The sequence below is a fragment of the Sphingobium sp. genome (genome assembly GCF_041987595.1).
GTDB lineage: Bacteria > Pseudomonadota > Alphaproteobacteria > Sphingomonadales > Sphingomonadaceae > Sphingobium.
Genome location: NZ_JBHIWJ010000017.1, coordinates 1 through 17269, shown reverse-complemented (window position 1 = coordinate 17269; position 17269 = coordinate 1). Strand labels below are relative to the sequence as shown.

Annotated in this window: 12 protein-coding genes, 2 tRNA genes and 1 pseudogene; 11 read left to right on the top strand and 4 right to left on the bottom strand. The window is 60.5% G+C overall.

The features are described from left to right. Window positions 1–28: 28 nt before the first annotated feature. Entirely contained in the window at window positions 29–529 is a 501-nt protein-coding gene (locus ACFC3J_RS06640) for a hypothetical protein (protein ID WP_375195416.1), read from the bottom strand. Window positions 530–671: 142 nt separating this feature from the next. On the opposite strand from ACFC3J_RS06640, the gene ACFC3J_RS06635 reads away from it, so the two are divergent. Then, window positions 672–748: transfer RNA gene (locus tag ACFC3J_RS06635), tRNA-Arg, on the top strand. Window positions 749–897: 149 nt separating this feature from the next. Continuing rightward, window positions 898–974 (top strand) — tRNA-Arg (locus ACFC3J_RS06630). 37 nt (window positions 975–1011) lie between these two features. On the opposite strand, the gene ACFC3J_RS06625 is transcribed toward ACFC3J_RS06630, so the two are convergent. Next, the gene (locus tag ACFC3J_RS06625) at window positions 1012–1926 is read right to left on the bottom strand and encodes an endo alpha-1,4 polygalactosaminidase (protein ID WP_375195415.1); all 915 of its coding nucleotides are present in this window, start codon (window positions 1924–1926) and stop codon (window positions 1012–1014) included. A 220-nt stretch (window positions 1927–2146) separates the two neighbouring features. Between ACFC3J_RS06625 and ACFC3J_RS06620 the strand changes: the two genes are divergently transcribed. The 9 genes from ACFC3J_RS06620 (at window position 2147) to pelF (ending at window position 15625) form a co-directional block, all read left to right on the top strand. After that, window positions 2147–2344 (top strand): hypothetical protein, encoded by a 198-nt coding sequence (locus ACFC3J_RS06620; protein ID WP_375195414.1) that lies wholly within the window; start codon window positions 2147–2149, stop codon window positions 2342–2344. Between the two features lie 315 nt (window positions 2345–2659). Then, window positions 2660–6769: a cadherin domain-containing protein gene (locus ACFC3J_RS06615; RefSeq protein ID WP_375195413.1), complete on the top strand. Its 4110-nt coding sequence runs from the start codon at window positions 2660–2662 to the stop codon at window positions 6767–6769. A gap of 18 nt (window positions 6770–6787) precedes the next feature. Beyond that, on the top strand, window positions 6788–8185 hold the full coding sequence (pelG, locus tag ACFC3J_RS06610) for an exopolysaccharide Pel transporter PelG (RefSeq protein ID WP_375195412.1): 1398 nt from the start codon (window positions 6788–6790) through the stop codon (window positions 8183–8185). Then, window positions 8182–9045: an endo alpha-1,4 polygalactosaminidase gene (locus ACFC3J_RS06605; RefSeq protein ID WP_375195411.1), complete on the top strand. Its 864-nt coding sequence runs from the start codon at window positions 8182–8184 to the stop codon at window positions 9043–9045. The genes pelG and ACFC3J_RS06605 overlap by 4 nt, the downstream gene beginning before the upstream one ends. 281 nt (window positions 9046–9326) lie before the next feature. Further along, window positions 9327–10781: a tetratricopeptide repeat protein gene (locus ACFC3J_RS06600; protein WP_375195410.1), complete on the top strand. Its 1455-nt coding sequence runs from the start codon at window positions 9327–9329 to the stop codon at window positions 10779–10781. Then, entirely contained in the window at window positions 10778–12316 is a 1539-nt protein-coding gene (locus ACFC3J_RS06595) for a hypothetical protein (protein ID WP_375195409.1), read from the top strand. The genes ACFC3J_RS06600 and ACFC3J_RS06595 overlap by 4 nt, the downstream gene beginning before the upstream one ends. Continuing rightward, the gene (locus tag ACFC3J_RS06590; RefSeq protein ID WP_375195408.1) at window positions 12316–13263 is read left to right on the top strand and encodes a hypothetical protein; all 948 of its coding nucleotides are present in this window, start codon (window positions 12316–12318) and stop codon (window positions 13261–13263) included. Before ACFC3J_RS06595 ends, ACFC3J_RS06590 begins: the two co-directional genes overlap by 1 nt. Beyond that, on the top strand, window positions 13233–14129 hold the full coding sequence (locus ACFC3J_RS06585; protein ID WP_375195407.1) for a hypothetical protein: 897 nt from the start codon (window positions 13233–13235) through the stop codon (window positions 14127–14129). The genes ACFC3J_RS06590 and ACFC3J_RS06585 overlap by 31 nt, the downstream gene beginning before the upstream one ends. Continuing rightward, complete coding sequence (pelF, locus tag ACFC3J_RS06580) at window positions 14129–15625, top strand: GT4 family glycosyltransferase PelF (RefSeq protein ID WP_375195406.1); 1497 nt, start codon at window positions 14129–14131, stop codon at window positions 15623–15625. The genes ACFC3J_RS06585 and pelF overlap by 1 nt, the downstream gene beginning before the upstream one ends. A gap of 8 nt (window positions 15626–15633) precedes the next feature. Here pelF and ACFC3J_RS06575 read toward each other — a convergent pair whose 3' ends face one another. Continuing rightward, window positions 15634–17022, bottom strand: coding sequence for an HlyD family type I secretion periplasmic adaptor subunit (locus ACFC3J_RS06575; protein WP_375195405.1), 1389 nt, complete (start codon window positions 17020–17022; stop codon window positions 15634–15636). A gap of 8 nt (window positions 17023–17030) precedes the next feature. Further along, window positions 17031–17269 (bottom strand): annotated as a pseudogene (locus tag ACFC3J_RS06570) (type I secretion system permease/ATPase); the annotation flags it as partial.

Here is a 17269-nt window from a genome sequence, read left to right as displayed (position 1 = left end):
GCGGGACGCAAAACCCGCCCCTTTCATTTCAGACGCGGGTAGGGCGATGCGCGTAGAGATGCGCATGCTCGTCATATTTGCGGGCGTCGAGCAGCTTTGCCTGCTCACGCCATTCTTCCCGCGCAATGATGCCCGGCTTCAAACCCAGCCGAGCCTCCAACGCAGCTTCTTGCTCGCCGTTCATTGCCGCGATCTGACCAAAGCGATGATAGCCCGCCTCGTTGAGCGCGATTTCATCCTGTTGGGTAATGCCATGAATGCGGCTGATGTCATCGCGCCCATGCACACCGCCCGCGACGGCGGTGGCTGTTCCCGGACCGATGGGGCCGGATTGCCGCTCCAACTCCGCAATCCGTTCGTTGGCAGCGGCCAATCTCGTGTCCCGGTCCTTGATTGCATTGCGGTGGGCAAGCTGTTCTTCCCGCCAGTGGCGCTTATATTTGCCGCGTCCGCTCAACATCAGGCCAAGAACCAGCCCTATCAGCAGAGCGATCGCCAGCAACACGATGTCATTGAGAGTGAAGGTCATGGTCCTGCATCCTTTCCTGCGCTGGCAACGAGTGGATCGCGGCAAAAGTTGCGGCCGCGCCCAGCGGACGGCTCTGCCTTTCAAAAAAGTGCAAAAAGGCCTTGCTCAATCGGACTGACGCTTCTATCTGCGCCTCTCCAACGCACCCGTAGCTCAGCTGGATAGAGCATCAGACTACGAATCTGAGGGTCGGACGTTCGAATCGTTCCGGGTGCGCCATTTATTCCGAAAATCTGTCATTCACGCTGTCTGGTTCAGGCGCAAATGGCGCTCGTCTACCATTTGCAATCGAGGCGGAATTTAATTGCAAATAGTCGAACTTAAGGGTTGCCAGACCATTCTGGTCGCTCTATCTGCGCCTCCACAACGCACCCGTAGCTCAGCTGGATAGAGCATCAGACTACGAATCTGAGGGTCGGACGTTCGAATCGTTCCGGGTGCGCCATTTACCCAAATCTTGAAGACAGACGGTATCGTCTGTGTCAGCCACACCGATCGGGCGCTGGCCGGTCGAGTGCTACCACGGTGATGATCGTGGAGATGCGCGCGGTGGTCGATGCGTCGCACACCCGGGTCCGGTCGAATGAGCCTGTCGGCCACTCCTCGGGATATTCGGCATTAAATGCGGGTTTATTCGCTGCGACATATGGTGCCGCATCAGAACAGAAATTTCCCAGCACGCAGCCTTCGAACAGGATCGCATCGAACAGGGAAACGAGTCGGGCCGATGATCCACCCGCGTTTTTCTGCATCGGTTTCAGGCCGTATCCTCGTGCCCGGCTGGACAGGGCGGTGACATAGTCGACCATATTTTGCTCGGTGAGATTGAAACCCGTTGTGGATGCGCCATCTTCAAAGGAGTCCATCACATCGAACTCGACATAATCAAAGCCTTTGTCACGGCACATGCGCAATCGATCATCCATGATCTGGATGAATTCGGGGTAGCGGCGGATATCGATGTAGCGTTCACCAGGGAAGCCAGGATAACTGCCACCCAGCAATCCGGGGATGGCGCTCAACTGTGTATAGTCGGGCCGGTTATTTTCCGCAGAGCCGATGTCCAGATAGCAGATCATCTTGGTTCCCGCCGCTTTAGCCTGTGAGACGTAGCTGGCGGGCGTATCGAACCCGTCGACGTCCAGATAGGCGACGGTGGGCGGCGTGGCGGGCAGGCCCTGACTTTGTAATATCCAGTCCCAGGAGGAGAGGGGGGTCGGCGTCGGGCTGGGCGTTGGCGTGGGGGAAGGGGTGGGCGTGGGTGCGGGAGTTGGCGTGGGAGAAGGCGCAGGCGAACCGCCCGAGCTGCCGTTACCCCCACAGGCTGACAAAACCAGCGTTGCCGCAATCAACGCGTGCGGCCAGGAAATGGATGTGCGCGCCTGATACACAGTCATATCCGTGCTTTCGCGGGCATTGGTGGTGAAGCGGTGATCGTCTCTTCAGGACGGTCGCCGGCACACGGGCCTTTTACCGCCAAATGCCGGAAAAATGGATATATCAATAGTTATATCCGAAACGATGTAAATCTTTTGCTATTATACTTTATTTGTAGAAATATCGGTGAGTATTCCAAATTTTTTACATATGAACATTCATTAAAGTTGACATGGGATCATGCTTGCAAGCACATTAACCATGGGTAAAAACTTAGAAAAACCGAGTCGCCCCAGAAAACTGCGCGGTGTGACTGAAACCAGCTGGCCTGATCGCAAAAGATCGGCGGTGTTGGAAATAGAAGAAGTAGAAACCTCATCCATTTCGCATGGCGCGGAAGAAGCGGGGATGGTCCCAGCATATCAGGCTTTCGCCTGAACATCGGTTGGTGCTTTTAACCGGAGTTCGGCAACGGCGAACGATCAACTGTTCTTCGAGACCGTCGATTTTTTGTGATAATTTTCACTTAAGCTAAGAATATAAATTTCGAATTAATACAATAATAGATGGTCGCAAACTTATGAAATGAATCTTTCAGATCCATAAGTTTGGGGAAGTGCCATGTATCTGGGACATGATGTCACACTGGACGGCTCTCTTGGCGACTGGCTGAGTACTGACAGGGTCGATAACAGCAGCGTTGCTGGATATCAGGTTTACTCGACAATCAATAACGGTGACTTCGTATTCGCCTTGAGCGCTCCAGTGGCGATCGGCGCGGGCACCACCATCTGGCTGAATACGGATGGCACGGCATCCACAGGCTATCAGGTTTTTGGATCGACCGTCGGTGCGGAATTCAATATCAGCGTTGACGCCAACGGGCAGTTCAACCTCTATACAGGGGGACAGGGACAAACGCTGGTTCAGGCCAATCTGCAGCAGGTTTGGTCAGCAGACAGGACGACGGTGGAATTTCGGCTCCCCACCTCACTGGTCGGCAGCCCCCAGGTGATGTACACCGCCTACAACTTCAACAACCAGACATACCTGCCGACCAATTATTTTTCCGGGCAGGAATTCGCCGTTTTCAACGAAAGCACGGCTCCATCCGCCTCGATGCAGCGGATAGGCATTGTCTATTCGGCGACGACTGCGGCCAACTATTTCAGCACGACGGCCTATTCCCAGCTCTTCATGTCAGCCCAGCAACAGGCCCAGCAGGCCGGGATTGCCTATGACATATTGACGGAATCGGATCTCAAGGATCTGACCAAGCTGTCGCAATATAAAGCGCTGGTCTTTCCAGATTTTCGCAATGTGCAGGCTGCTGATGTGGAAATGATCTCCCATACCTTGGAAGCGGCAAGCAAGCTGTTCGGCGTCAGCCTGATCGCATCGGGCGAGTTCATGACGAACGACGCCAACAATGATCCGCTCACGGGCGATCCCTATCTTCAGATGAAGACGCTGTTCGATGCTACGCGCGTGACCGGCGGGACCGGCGATGTGACGATCACCGCGACAGACCCTGCGAACATGGTCCTTACCGGCTACACCAATGGACAGGTGGTGAACACTTACACCAATGTCGGTTGGAATGCCTTCGCCAGCGTCAGCGGCACGGGGCTGCAGATTGCCACCGAAACCATCAATGGGGTCAACTATGCAGCGGCGCTCGCGACGCAGACGGGGGCGCGCAACATACTCTTTTCAAGCGATGGCGTCATGGCCGACGCCAACATGCTGCAAAGGGCGATTGATTACGCCGTCAACGGCACGGGCATGTCGGTCGGCCTGCAACTGACCCGCGACGCGGGCATTGTCGCTGCCCGTATCGATATGGACCAGAGCCAGGAAACGTTCGACGTCAATGGCGGTATCTATGACAAGCTGGTGCCTATCCTGGCCCAGTGGAAGAGCCAATATGATTTCGTCGGCACCTTCTTCGTCAATATCGGGAACAACCCGCCGGATCAGGAGACGAACTGGACCAAATCACTGCCTTATTATCAGGCGATCGCCGCGATGGGCAGTGAGATCGGCAATCACAGCTATACCCATCCGGATGACACCAACAAGTTGACGGCAGCCCAGATTCAATTCGAATTCGGGCAGAGCACGACATTGCTGAACCAGCTATTGGGAAGCGCGGGACCGATTCGCGGCATCGCGTTGCCCGGTGCGCCGGAGACATTGGCGACCGCCGAAGCGATCATGCAATATGCGCCCACCTATCTGACCGGCGGCTATTCAGGGCAGGGGGCGGGCTATCCCAATGCCTTCGGCTATCTGACGCCGGGCGAGCAGAGCAAGATCTACTTTGCGCCCAACACTGTGTTCGACTTTACGCTGATCGAGTTTCAGAAGCTGACGGTTGCCCAGGCGGAGGCCGTCTGGGCGGCGGAATATAACAAGATCATCGCTAACGCGGACGCACCGATCATCGTGTGGCCATGGCATGATTATGGCGCGGCGGCCTGGGACACCAGCGGGGTTCCGGGCGCTGTAAGCCCCTATACAACCGACATGTTTACCAACTGGATCGCGCGTGCTGCGGCGGACCATATGGAATTCGTCACGATGGGCGACCTTGCCCAGCGCATGATGGCGATGAATGCCGCGAACGTGACGACCAGCGTGAACGGCAATGTCATCACCGCCACCGTTACAGGAAACAATCTCGGCAATCTCTCGCTGGACGTCGACCGGCAGGGATCACTGGTGATCCAGAAGGTCGATGGCTGGTATGCCTATGACAGCAGCAAGGTGTTCATGCCCCAGAGTGGCGGCACCTTCACCATCACCATGGGCGCAGCGGCCGATGACGTGACCCATATCACTGACCTGCCAATGCGGTCCGTGCTGATGAGCCTGACGGGTGACGGTCATAATCTCGCTTTCTCGCTGCAGGGGGAAGGGCACATCGTCATCGACATCGCCGATCCCGGCGGGAAGAGCGCGATTGTCCACGGCGCGACGATCGTCAGCCAGGTCGGGGAGATACTGACGCTGGATGTCGGCAGCAACGGCTTGCACAATGTCGTGGTGGCATATGGCTATGCGCCGGTCATCACCTCCAATGGCGGCGGCGCGACCGCCGCGCTTTCCGTTTCAGAAAACATTATGACTGTAACCACGGTATCCGCAATGGATGCGGATGCCGGGACGGTGATAGCCTATTCTATCTCCGGCGGAGCGGATGCGGGCAAGTTCACGATCAACAGCGCGACGGGCGCCCTGTCCTTCATCGCGGCGCCCAATTTTGAGTCTCCGGCGGATGCAGGCCAGAATAATGTCTATGACGTGATCATCCGTGCCTCCGATGGCTATCTGTTTGACGAACAGGCGGTCGCCATCACGGTGACCAATGTGAATGAGGCGCCTGCCGTCACCTCCAATGGGGGCGGTGCTTCGGCGGCGATCTCCGTGCCTGAAAACACGACTGCCGTGACGACCGTAACGGCGATCGATCCGGACGCGGGGGCGACGCTGGTATATTCCATTTCGGGCGGACCCGATCGGGCCAGTTTCTCGATCGATCCTTCAACGGGTGTGCTCGCTTTCCTCGCCGCACCCAATTTCGATATCCCGGCCGACGCGAATGGGAATAACGTCTATAGCCTGACGGTACGGGTATCGGACGGCGCGTTGTTCGACGAACAGGCGATCAACGTAACGGTCACCAACGTCAATGAATCGGCTCCGGTGATCACATCGGGCGGTGGCGGAGATACAGCGGCCATTTCCATCTCCAGCGGCACGAGGCCGGTAATGAAGATAACGGCGGTGGATCCGGACGCCAACACGACGCTGGTTTATTCGATCGTGGGCGGGGCCGATCAGTCGAGGTTCACGATCAATTCATCCACCGGCCAGCTTAATTTCGTGAACACACCCAATTATCTGTTGCCCACCGATTCAGGCGCCAACAATGTCTATGACGTCATAGTGCGGGCGTCGGACGGCGTTCTCTATGACGAACAGGCCATCGCCGTGACCGTGACCCTGCCCAATGCGGCGCCGGTCATCCTCTCCAATGGCGGGGGCACCTCGGCGACCATCAGGATCGCGGAGAACGGTACGGGGGTGACCACCGTAATCGCGGCGGACGTCAACATCGGCCAGACCATCACCTACTCGCTTGGTACGGCAGCGGACGGAGCCCTGTTCTCCATCGATCCGAAGACTGGCGTTCTGACTTTCAAGGCCGCTCCGGACTTCGAGGCGCCGACCGACGCCAATCTCGATAACCGCTATCAGGTGCAGGTGCTGGCGACGGACAATCTGGGCGCTCAGGATTTCCAGAACCTGACGGTCGTCATCAACAACGTGACGGGCGTGTCCCTGACCGCGGTCAGTGCCGGATCGACGCTGACCGGCACCGGCGAGGAAGACACGCTAAGGGGTGCGGGCGGCAACGACAGGCTGATCGGCAATGGCGGCAACGACACGCTGACCGGCAATGGCGGCAACGACATTATCGACGGCGGGACGGGCAACGACCGGATAACCGGCGGCGCAGGCGCGGACATGCTGACCGGCGGCGCGGGTGCCGATCTGTTCATCTATAATGCGGTCGCCAACAGCACGATGCTTGTCAGGGACCAGATCACCGATTTCCAGGACGGCGTCGACAGGATCGATCTGTCCGGCATCGATCCCAATCCATTGCTTTCGGGCAACCAGGCCTTCAGCTTCATCGGCGGCGCCTCCTTTACGGCGATCGGACAGTTGCATGTCTATAATGACGGTACGAACACCTATGTAGAAGGGAATACGGACAATAATCCGGCTACGGTTGAATTGGCGATCCAACTTGTCGGTGTCCATAATCTGACGGCGAGCGATTTCCTGTTGTAGCATCGGAGCTTGGGGGAAATGGCCGGCATCGGTTTCAAACTCGATCGCATCGCCCGGGAAGACGGGCTGGGCGGGATTGCTCATGCAGCCTTTCACGGCGCCGTGATCAGTTCCGGTCCATGGCTGATTACGGCACTGGCGGTGTTTCTTCTACAGAGCTGGACCCGGTCCGTGATGATGCCGGCGGATCATGTGGTCATCCAGACCAGCCTGATCTACGCCTTTGGCGTGTCGACCGTTGTGACGGCACCGTTGGCGATGATCGCGACGCGGGTGGCTTCCGACCGCTTCTATCTGGGCGAGCGCGACGCCATTCCGTCGATATTGATGGCGGCGCTGGTCTGGGCCACGCTCGCTTCGCTGATCGCAGGCGACATGCTGTTCGGCTTTGCAGCGGGGATGCGGCCAGACCTGTTTCTGCTCGCAACCGCGATCCTGACGCTGTTCGCGCAGATCTGGATAGCCAGCCCGTTCCTGCACGCGACATGGCGCCATCGGCCGATCTTCCTGGCTTATGTTTCGGGCATCGCCATGGCGGCGGTCTCGCTGGGCGTGGTGCAGCCGACGAGTCCAGCCGCCGTGCTCGCCGCCATTGCGGCGGGGCTGGTAGTGACGCTGGTGTTGTTGATCGCCGCCATCCGGGAAGATTTCCCTTCGATGCCGGTCTGGCAGATGAGCTGGATCGGCAAGACGCCCGGCGTCATGGCGTTGGGGGCAGCCGGACTGGCCAACGCGCTGGCGATCTGGATCGACAAATGGCTGCTCTGGTGGGCACCGGGCAGCGTTCAGGCGGTCGGCATGCTGCGCGTCAATCCTATAAACGATCAGGCCAGTTTTTTGGGCCTGCTAACGATGATCCCAGGCCTTACGCTGATCCTTGTTACGACGGAAACCCGGTTTGACCGGGCCTTCGCGGATTTCATGTTGCGCTGCACTGGGACGGCCAATTTGCGCCGCATAGAAAAGGCCCGGCGCAAGATCGCTGGAACGATCCGGCTCGATCTGCGGCTGCTGATGGTCCAACAGGCGATACTGGCCAGCTTTTGCTGGGTGCTGGCGCCCGAGATCGTGCGCCTTCTGGACCTCAACGCGCGGGGCATCTTCGGCTTTCGTCTGACGGTCGTTGGCGTGGTCTTTCATCTTGTCGCGATCCAGATGAGCATCATCCTGTCCTATTATGACCTGTCGGGACGGATCGTCGCCGTCTGGGGCAGCTTCCTCATCGCCAGCGCCCTCGGAACGCTGCTGTTTCGCGATGCCGGCTTCGCAAGCTTTGGTTTCGGATATCTGGTGGGCGCCGTGACGGCCGCGTCGCTGGCGGTGGCGCTGGTGTCGCAGGCGACTGGCAGGCTGACCTACCTTCTTTTCGTCGGCAACAATCCTTCGGTCGTCGGCAATGCGAGGTTCTGGCCATGAACTTCGCCTCCCTGCGCCGCCGCGATCTTTTTGCCCTGTCCGTGATGGTCTTCGGACTGTCTGCCCGCGCTCTGCCCGATCGCGGCCGCTCCGGAGCCTGGGCCCTCGATTATGGCGGCACGACCGATCCAGCGCTGGCCCGCACCTTCGATCTGCTGATCCTTGAACCTGATTTTCCGCGCCCGATTCAACCGCTGCGCGGTCCGAAAAGCAGGATATTGGCCTATATCAGCCTGGGCGAAGTGCATGGCGGTCGCCCATTCATTACCGAACTCGAAAAGGCAGGAGCACTGCGCCAGTCCAACCCCAACTGGCCCGATGCGCGTCTGGTCGACCTGCGCGATCCGGCCTGGACGAAGCTGGTGCTTGATCGGCTGGTCCCGGCCATATTGCAAAAGGGCTATGATGGCATTTTCATGGACACGCTCGACAATGCCGAAGCGATGGAGCGGCAGGACGCAGAGCGAAACGGGGGCATGGTGGAAGGCGCCGCCCGGCTGGTTCAGGCGATCCGGAAGCGCTTTCCCCCGATCACCATCATGATGAACCGGGGCTATGCGCTGCTGCCGCTGGTCGCAACCCATATCGATCTGGTTCTGGCCGAGGCCATGGCGTCGCGCTGGAATTTCGCCGAGGGCCGTTATGAAATGACCACGGCCGAGGATTGGGCGTGGCAGGCTGGCCAGTTGCTGGCCGCAAAGCAGGTCAATCCCCGCCTTGGCCTTGCCACACTTGATTATTGGGACCCGCAAGACAAGGCGACCGTCGCCAGCCTTTACGCGCGGGAGCGTGCAGCCGGATTCCAGCCCTACGTGTCCACTCTGGCCCTGGACCGGCTCATACCGGAGCCCAACCCATGATCCTTGCAACGCTGCGCAGCCCGAACATGTCTTTCATAGGACCGATCTTGGGGGGAGGGTTGCTGCTCGCTACAACGGCCTTGCTGATGCCCAGCCGTTGGCAGATTGCCGATGCCATCCGGCGAGGGACCTTTTCGCCCCCTGCTGTTGCCGTGCCGCTGCCGCCCAGCACGGCGACGTTGATGCAGCGTTTTTCCGAGGGCAGACATTTATCCGTTCCCGAACTTCAGCGTTTGTTGGCGGCGTCGACGGCTACCGCAAGCGCCTCAGGCCTTTCCGCCATGGCAGACGCCTTGGCAAAGGGCGGAGCGAAGGATGCGACTGAACGTGTCAGTTACGACATATTGGCAAGCGGCCGTCCGGACGTCGCACTTGCCTTTCTGGAGAGCCGGCCCGGTCACGCCGATCCCGCCCTCTGGCGTCTGCGGTTCGATCTGCGCCGCAAGACTGGCGATCTTCAGGGCGCAAATGACCTGCTGCGCGCCGCCGCCATGACGCCGGGCGCCGCGCCGACAAAGGATCTGACGGAGGCGGCCTATGCTCTTGGCCAGCCTGACATGCTGGTCACGGCCGCTGAACATGGCGCCATTCCGGGGCTTACCAAGGTGCAGGCGCTTGATCTGGCCAATTGGGCGAACAATGCCAAACGCTATGATCTGATTGTTCGCATCGACAAGGCGGGAGGCCGCGGCTGGCGCCGGGACAATCCATGGCTGGCCATGACGCTGGCGCAGCGGTCGGGCGATACCGGATCGGCGTTGCGCTACGCCGCGTTGCTGCCAACGGGGCGGGAAGCCGCGCGCGAAAGCATCCTGATGGCGTCGGGCAACAGACAGGCCATCCGGCAATTGCTGTTGGAACAGGCAGAAGCCCGAAATGCCGACCAGTCCGCCATTGCCCAGCGCCTGTTGGAACAGGGGTTCCGCAGCGACGCCATTGCCTTGTTGCGGCAACAATCCGGCCGGCTTGGCAGCCAGAACGAGATTTCCGCGAGAATGCTCTACCTGATGGGACCGCGACCCGGAGAGGCTGATCTGGCCTGGCTGCGGGCGCGCGCCTTGGCGGATCGCGGCTGGATGCCCGCTTATGTCGAACGGGCGCAGCCCGCTCAGGCTCTTGCCTTTGTCGAAAGCCTCCCCTCGGCGGACAGCAGCGATATGCTGGTCCAACGCATATCGCTGGCCAATATCGCCCGGGACCGGGCTGCTGCGGCGCGGGCAGTCGACCGGCTGCTCGATGGCCGCAGCCTGTCCGCCGCGGAACTGAAGGCGGCATCCAGCGCCGTTCTTCCCGCGCAAAAGGCGGAATATTATTCTCTAGCTCTGGCGCGCGCCCGGCTTGCAGCAGGGCAGGGGCAGATGCCGGATCGGCTGACCTTGGCCTGGGACGCCTGGAACCATGGCAATGCGCGGGATGCGGCGCAACAGCTGCAATCCTATCTGCAGGCCCAGCCGGAAGATCGGGGCGCGCTGCGCCTGATGGCTGACGCGCAGGAAAAGTTGAAGGGCAAGGATGCAGCGAAATTCTGGTTGGAAAGGCTGCTGGCAACCATGCCCGCGCCTTCGATCGAACGGGCTGAATTGTTGATGCGTATCGGGCGTACAGCCGATGCCATGGCCATGGTCGAGATGTTGCGTGCCGCCGCGCCCAAGGATCGGCGGCTCGACATCATGCTGGCGCGCCTGCTGATCGTCTCCGGCGACCCCGGACGCGCCAGAAAGGTGTTGCGGCCATGATGCCGTGGGTTGCACCCCTTTTGCTCGCGGGGCCGCCACCACTGCCGCTGATGATCGTGGATTTTCCGCCCGATGCCACCGTTTCAGTCCCCGCGTCGGAGACAGGCGGCCGAAGCGTCGATCTGATATGGAGCCGGGACGTTCATCTTCAGATTGAAAAGGAAGACTATGATCTGGTCATCCGGTTCGATCAGCCGATTACGGATAACCAGCTGAAGGATTTTGCCAAGGCGGCCGGGGACGATCTGGCGGACCTGCGGTGGAACGATAATAGCCTTGTTCTGCGTGCCGCCGATGGAAGGCGGCTGGAGGCTGTTGCGCATGGCCGCGTTCTGCGCGTCAGCTTTCCTTCCGACCAGCCTTCCCTGTCCGCGACGCCTTCAGCCCCCCAGCCGCGAATGGCGGACCTGGACATGGAGCTGGCCATAGCAAGAGCGCAGGCCGACGCTGCGGCGGGCTATCCCGATCTGGCCCGGCGGCGGCTGGCGCCGTTGGCCGCCGCGCATCCCGATGACAGGCGGCTACAGCGTCTGCTGGCGGACATGGAGGTGGCGGAGGGCGCCCTGGCGCTGGGCGCGAACCGTTACCGCAATCTTGCGGCCGATGATCCTTTCGCCCGGCAGACGATCGCCGAGTCCGGCGGCAACGTCATGGCTGCGGTGACGGCGCGGGGCGGGAAGGTCTTCTGGCAGCTGGAAAGCGGCATCAATGGCATGGTTCCCGTGGGCCAGCGCATTTCGGCCGGTGCGGGCCTTCGCTGGTTCCGGTCGAAAGCCGACACCGTTTACGGCCCAACCGGCATTCTGAGCAACCGCACGTCCCGTTCGACCATTGGCGACCTGTTCGCGACGATCAATCTGGGCGCAGTCTCCCGGATCGAGCTTCAGGGCAGTGCGCAACTGGATGCAAAGGTCTTCGGCGGGGGCGCCCGGCTGTTTGCGGGGCCTCCGGAAAAACAGGGGCGGCTGGTGGTGGCCTATCATCTGCCCGATCTGGCAACACCCGAACAGTCCACCTTTGGCGGGCATATCAGCCGGGTGGGCGTGGGCGGGACGATGCGGTTGACGCCCGAACTGGTGGTGCAGGCTGACGGCGCGTGGAATGGCTATGGCCTTAGCGGAACCGGCATCCGCACGCGAAGCCTCAGCGTGACCGGCGGCCTTGATTATCTGCTTCTTCGCGGATCGCCCTCGCTGGCGGTCAGCTACCGGCTGGACGCGGAATATGTCCGCCGCACGGATATGAGGGCCAACGGCCTGGCCTATATTCCGCTCAGCGACCGGGAAAATCACAGCTTCCAACTGGTGTCCGGCATGTCCTGGACCCGATGGCAGCTGACCGGCGCGGCGGGCTGGACCTTCGACCGGAAAGGAAAAACCGATGGTCCCACCGCCAATGTCAGCGCGACCGGGAGGCTTGGCGCCGGTTGGCGCTTGCAGGCCAGCGGCGGGGTCAGTTCGATCAGCCGGCCGGGCATTTCGGGGCGGCAGCTTTATCTGCGCGTGGCACTGACGCGCTATCTGGGGAGGCACTGATGCTGAAACATCGGCCTATCTTCCTGCAATGCGCGGAAATGCTGATCCTGTTCGCTTTGCTGCTGACGATCGACAAGGGACTGTTGCACGGCGACGCCTTCTCCAATCTCAACCCCAATCCCTATTGGCTTCCGGTAGTGGCGATGGCGATCACCTACGGCACGGGAATGGGGCTGGTCGCGGGCATCATTGCAACCGCCATCTGGCTGAACTGGTCCAACATCTGGTCGCTCCCGGCGGATCATCTGGAACAGCAATTGCGCCTTTCCATCCAGCCGCTGTTGTGGATGGTGGCGGCGCTAGTGATCGGAGAAGTGACCGCCAGCCGGATGAACCGGATAGCCGATCAGGAAAGACGGAATCAGGCAATGAACCGCAACTGGAAGCGGCTGGCGGAGGTCATCGCGCACCTCACCGACACCAATCGCAAGCTCCAGGTACGGATCGCGACAGAACAGCGAACGGTGGTTCAGGCGATCGGTGCGGGATTGAGGCTGATGCAGCCCGATCCGGAAAGCCGTGCCGAAGCAATCGCCCGCATGATCGCGCTCGCTGCGCAGACGGAGGATTTCACCTTTTATGACGTGCGCGGCAATCAGGTGACCGCGCGTTTCAGCGGCAGGGTCGTGGCGGACCAACCGCCGGACCTTGGCCGGTCCCTGCTGGTGGAGACGATGCTCGCGACGCCACGGTCGCTTCAAAACAGCTGCGCACCGGATCAGGCCGCATTGGCGGAGATTGGTGTCGCTGCATTGCCGGTCATGGACCGCGAGGAGGCATTGGTGGCAATCATCGTCATTCACAGCGCCATAGGGCTGCGAACGACTGAAGCCTATATGGCCCAGCTGCGCCAGGTCGCCGACCTGATAGGAAGGACCCCGGCGCTGTTCGGCAAAGAGGTGGGGGGCGCACCAAAATGGCTGGTGCCCGAAGGAAAAGTGGCTTGATTGCGCTACTTGCTCTTTTTTCCATCATTGACCTGCTCTTGCTTTTCTGGGGAATGCTGGCGGGGCCGGGAGCGATTATCTGGTTTGGGCCTCTCCATCTGGGGCTGACTATCGGTGTCCTGTTGTGGCTGACGGCGCGCCTGCGACACTTTACGGCGCTTCAGTCCTTTGCATTGCCGATCGGGGCCGCCTTCGGGCCTTTGGGCATATTGCTCTGCATGCTTCTTTCTCCCTTGGCACGCAGCAGCAGAAGCAATCGGCAGATCGTATTTCGGGACGCGCATATTCGCAAAAATCGGTCGATGAATAATGCCTCGCCAATCGAAAGGCTGGGGCGCATTCTCGATGAGCGCGTGCGGTATCCGGACAGCGACGAAATCGGATCGCTGGCGACGATGTTGCGCTACGGCAATTTGCAGGCGCGCTATCAGGCGCTTGAAACTGCCGTCATCTCGTTCGAGCCGCGGCTTTCGCCCCTGATCGCCATGGCGCTGTCCGACGATGATCAGACGATCCGCGCCTTGGCCGCTGCTGCCGCCGCCCAGGTGAGCTATAATCTGGCGCTGCAACGCAAAGAATTGCAGGCTCGGATCGCGCTCAGCCAGAATTTGGACGATCGTTACGCCCTGACCATGTTGTTGGCCGATCATGGCTGCTTCAATCAGCTTTTGCCCCATGCGCAGCGCGTGCGCTTGTGTCAGGAGGCAAGCAGGAAATTGAGCGAAATCGCCGGGACTTTTGCAGTCAGCGACAGTCGCCGCAAGGTATTGAGGACCGTGCGGACCCAACTCAGGCAAGAAATGGAGCACGCCGGCGCTGCGATACCAAGGCCCGTTCGCGCCTCCTCCATAGGGCGGACCTCCTGATGCGCGATGCAGCCGATATTGAGGAAAGCGATGTCTGCCTGATCGTTGAAGGCGCCTATCCCTTCGTAGTCGGCGGCGTATCAAGCTGGCTGCAGGACCTCATCACCAGCCTGCCGGACCTGCGCTTCTCGATCGTGGCGATCAAGGCCGGTTTCCACCCGCAGCCCTGGCAGATCGTGCCGCCGCCTAATGTCGTTGGCATTCTGGAGGTGCCGCTTTTGGTCGAGCCGTGCCTTCCGCGGCGCTATCCAGCCTTGCAGATGCGACGGATCGGCCGGTTGCTGCTCGCTTTCCTCTCGACCGGCGGCAAGGAGGAACTGGTCCACCTGCAGCAGGCCCTTGGCAGCCTGAAGCCCACGCCTGCTGCGGGCGATCTTCTTTCAAATCCCGAGATCTTCGATCTTTTCACTTATTATTACGATACGGCGTTCCGCTCGTCGTCCTTTCATCATTTCTTCTGGGCGATGCGGGTGCTTCTCGGCGGGCTGTTGAAAATGTTGCTCGTGCCTTTGCCGCGGGCGAAGGTCTATCACACCATTTCCACCGGCTTTGCGGGGTTGCTGGCGGCGCGGGCTGCTTATGAGACTGGGCAGCCCGCCTTCATCACCGAACATGGCATCTATATGTTGGAGCGTCAGATCGAAATCATGATGGCCGACTGGATCGGTGATCAGATCGAAACTGGCCTGACGCTCGATCGTGAGGGACATGACCTGCGCGACCTGTGGCTGGCCGTTTTCCAGACCTATACCCGTGCATGCTATGATGCCTGCGATCCGATCATCGCCCTCTACAGCGCCAATAATCAGACCCAGAGAAGACTGGGCGCCCGGCAGGAGCGGCTGCGCGTCATCCCCAACGGCATCGATGCCGACCGCTTCATTCACATGGAGCGTGCCTGCGACCCGGCGCGCCCCCTGGTGGCGTTGATCGGCCGGGTGGTACCGATCAAGGATATCAAGACATTTGTCAGGGCGGCCGCTCTCGTGCTCGCGGAGATGCCCGAAATACGCTTTACGATATTGGGTCCACTGGACGAAGACCCCGACTATGCCGCCGATTGCAACGCGTTGGTGCAGGAACTGGACATCGCCAACGCCATCCAGTTTCCCGGTCGGGTCAATGTGGCGGAGTGGTTGCCGCGGATCGACATTCTGGTTCTCACGAGTCTTTCCGAAGCGCAGCCTCTCGTCATTCTGGAGGGCGGGGCCTGCGGCGTTCCCGTCGTCGCTCCGGACGTCGGCAGTTGCCGGGAGATGATCGAGGGCCGGTCAGCCGCCGATCAGGCGGGAGGCATCATCACCCAGCTCGTCAATCCTGAGGGCACTGCCGCGGCCATACTCAGCCTGCTCCGCAAGCCTTCCCTACGCCGTTCGATGGGGGAGGCGCTACGTCAGAGGGTGCTGAAAGATTATGACCGCGGTGCCATCATAGCGGAATATCGCCATATTTATAATGCGCTCGGCGCGCAGGTCCGCTTTTCGGAACTGCAATGAAGATCCGCTCAATGCTCGCGGAACGATAGCCAGAGCGATTGGGTCAGTGGCTCGAACGCATATTGCAGCGCCGTACGTCGGCGCAGCGGAACCAGCACCTGCACCGGCATCCCCGCCTTGAGCGCGAAATCAGCACCTCGCACCTTCCTGATCAGATCCAGTTCCTTCGACGGAACCCGCACTTCGGCGGTATAGAAGGACAAGTCTGTCTTCTCGTCCTGAAAGCTGTCGGCCGACAGGCGTGTAATCTGCCCGTCCATGATGGGCAGGTCGCGTTCGTGCAGGCTGGTGAAGCGGATCTGCGCCTTTTGCCCGACTTTCAGATCATCAATGTCATCCGGCATGATCCGGGCCTCGATCACCAGACCTGCGCGGTCGGGAACGATGTCCATCAGCTTCTGGCCGGGCGAGATCACCCCGCCGACGGTAAAGACGGTCAGGCCAACGATAGTGCCGGTTGCAGGTGCCCGAATCTGGAGCCGCGCAAGCTGATCCTTGGCTGCGCGATATTTCGGCAATATCTCGTTCAGTGAAAACTCGACGTCGCGCAATTCCGATGCCGCACGCTCCTTATAGGATTTTTCGGCCTCCAGCGCCTTCAGCCGGTTTTCGCCGGCTTCCGCGCCTGAACGGGCGATGCTCGCGGTAAACTGCCCTTCCTGCCCCTGAAGATCGGCGCGAGCGCGTTCCAGCGCCCTGACCCGCGACTTGGAGACAAAGCCCTTCTCCGCCACGTCCCTCAGGCTTTCCAGCTCTTCCCCGATCAGACGTTCCTGTTCGGCGGACGCCGACAGCTGAGAACGATAGCCGCGCGCCGTTTGCTGGACCTGATTGGCCTGTTCCCGCAATACGCCGGTCTGCGCATGAAGGACGGAGGATCGCGCATTGAACTGCGTCTGTTGGAGACGGATCGCCTCTTGGGCATCTTTCTTTTCCTCCCCCGTCAGCGATGCAAATTCGGCCGGCCATTCGACATGACTTGTGCCCATCTGCTCCGCGATCAGGCGCGCCCGCTGCGCCTGAAGTTCGATCGTCTGCGCTCCATACATTCGCGCTTGCGCCCGGACTTCGGCGGCGGCGAGTTCCATCAGCGGCTGCCCCTGCCGGACATGCTGGCCTTCCTTCACGAAGATCGCCCCGACCACGCCCCCATCGCGATGCTGAACCGATTGCCGCTGCCCTGAAACCGTCAGGCGGCCCGGAGCATAAGCAGCCGCGTCCAGCCGGGCAAAGGCGGCCCAGCCCAGAAACAGCACGAAGAATGCCACGGCGATAATCGCGCCCATCCGCATGTCGCGATCGGGCCGGTCGTCAATCACCTCGCCGCCGGCGTTGTTCGGGTCCGGATAATAGAGCTGGACTCTGCCGCTTGCGTCGCTGAGCTGAGCTTCCCCCATGGCGCGCGTCATCCTTCCGCAGTCTGCGATGTGGGATGGTCTTCGGATCGGATCGCCTTCAGCCGCCCCAGTACCTCATCGCGCGGGCCAAAGGTTTCCAGCCGCCCGTCGCGCATCACGATGATCTTGTCTACCACGCCCAATATGCCCATGCGATGCGCGACGATGATGACCGACGCGTTTTTCTTCTTGAGATCCGCCAGAGTCGCCACCAGGCGCACCTCACCCTCGGCATCCAGATGGGCAT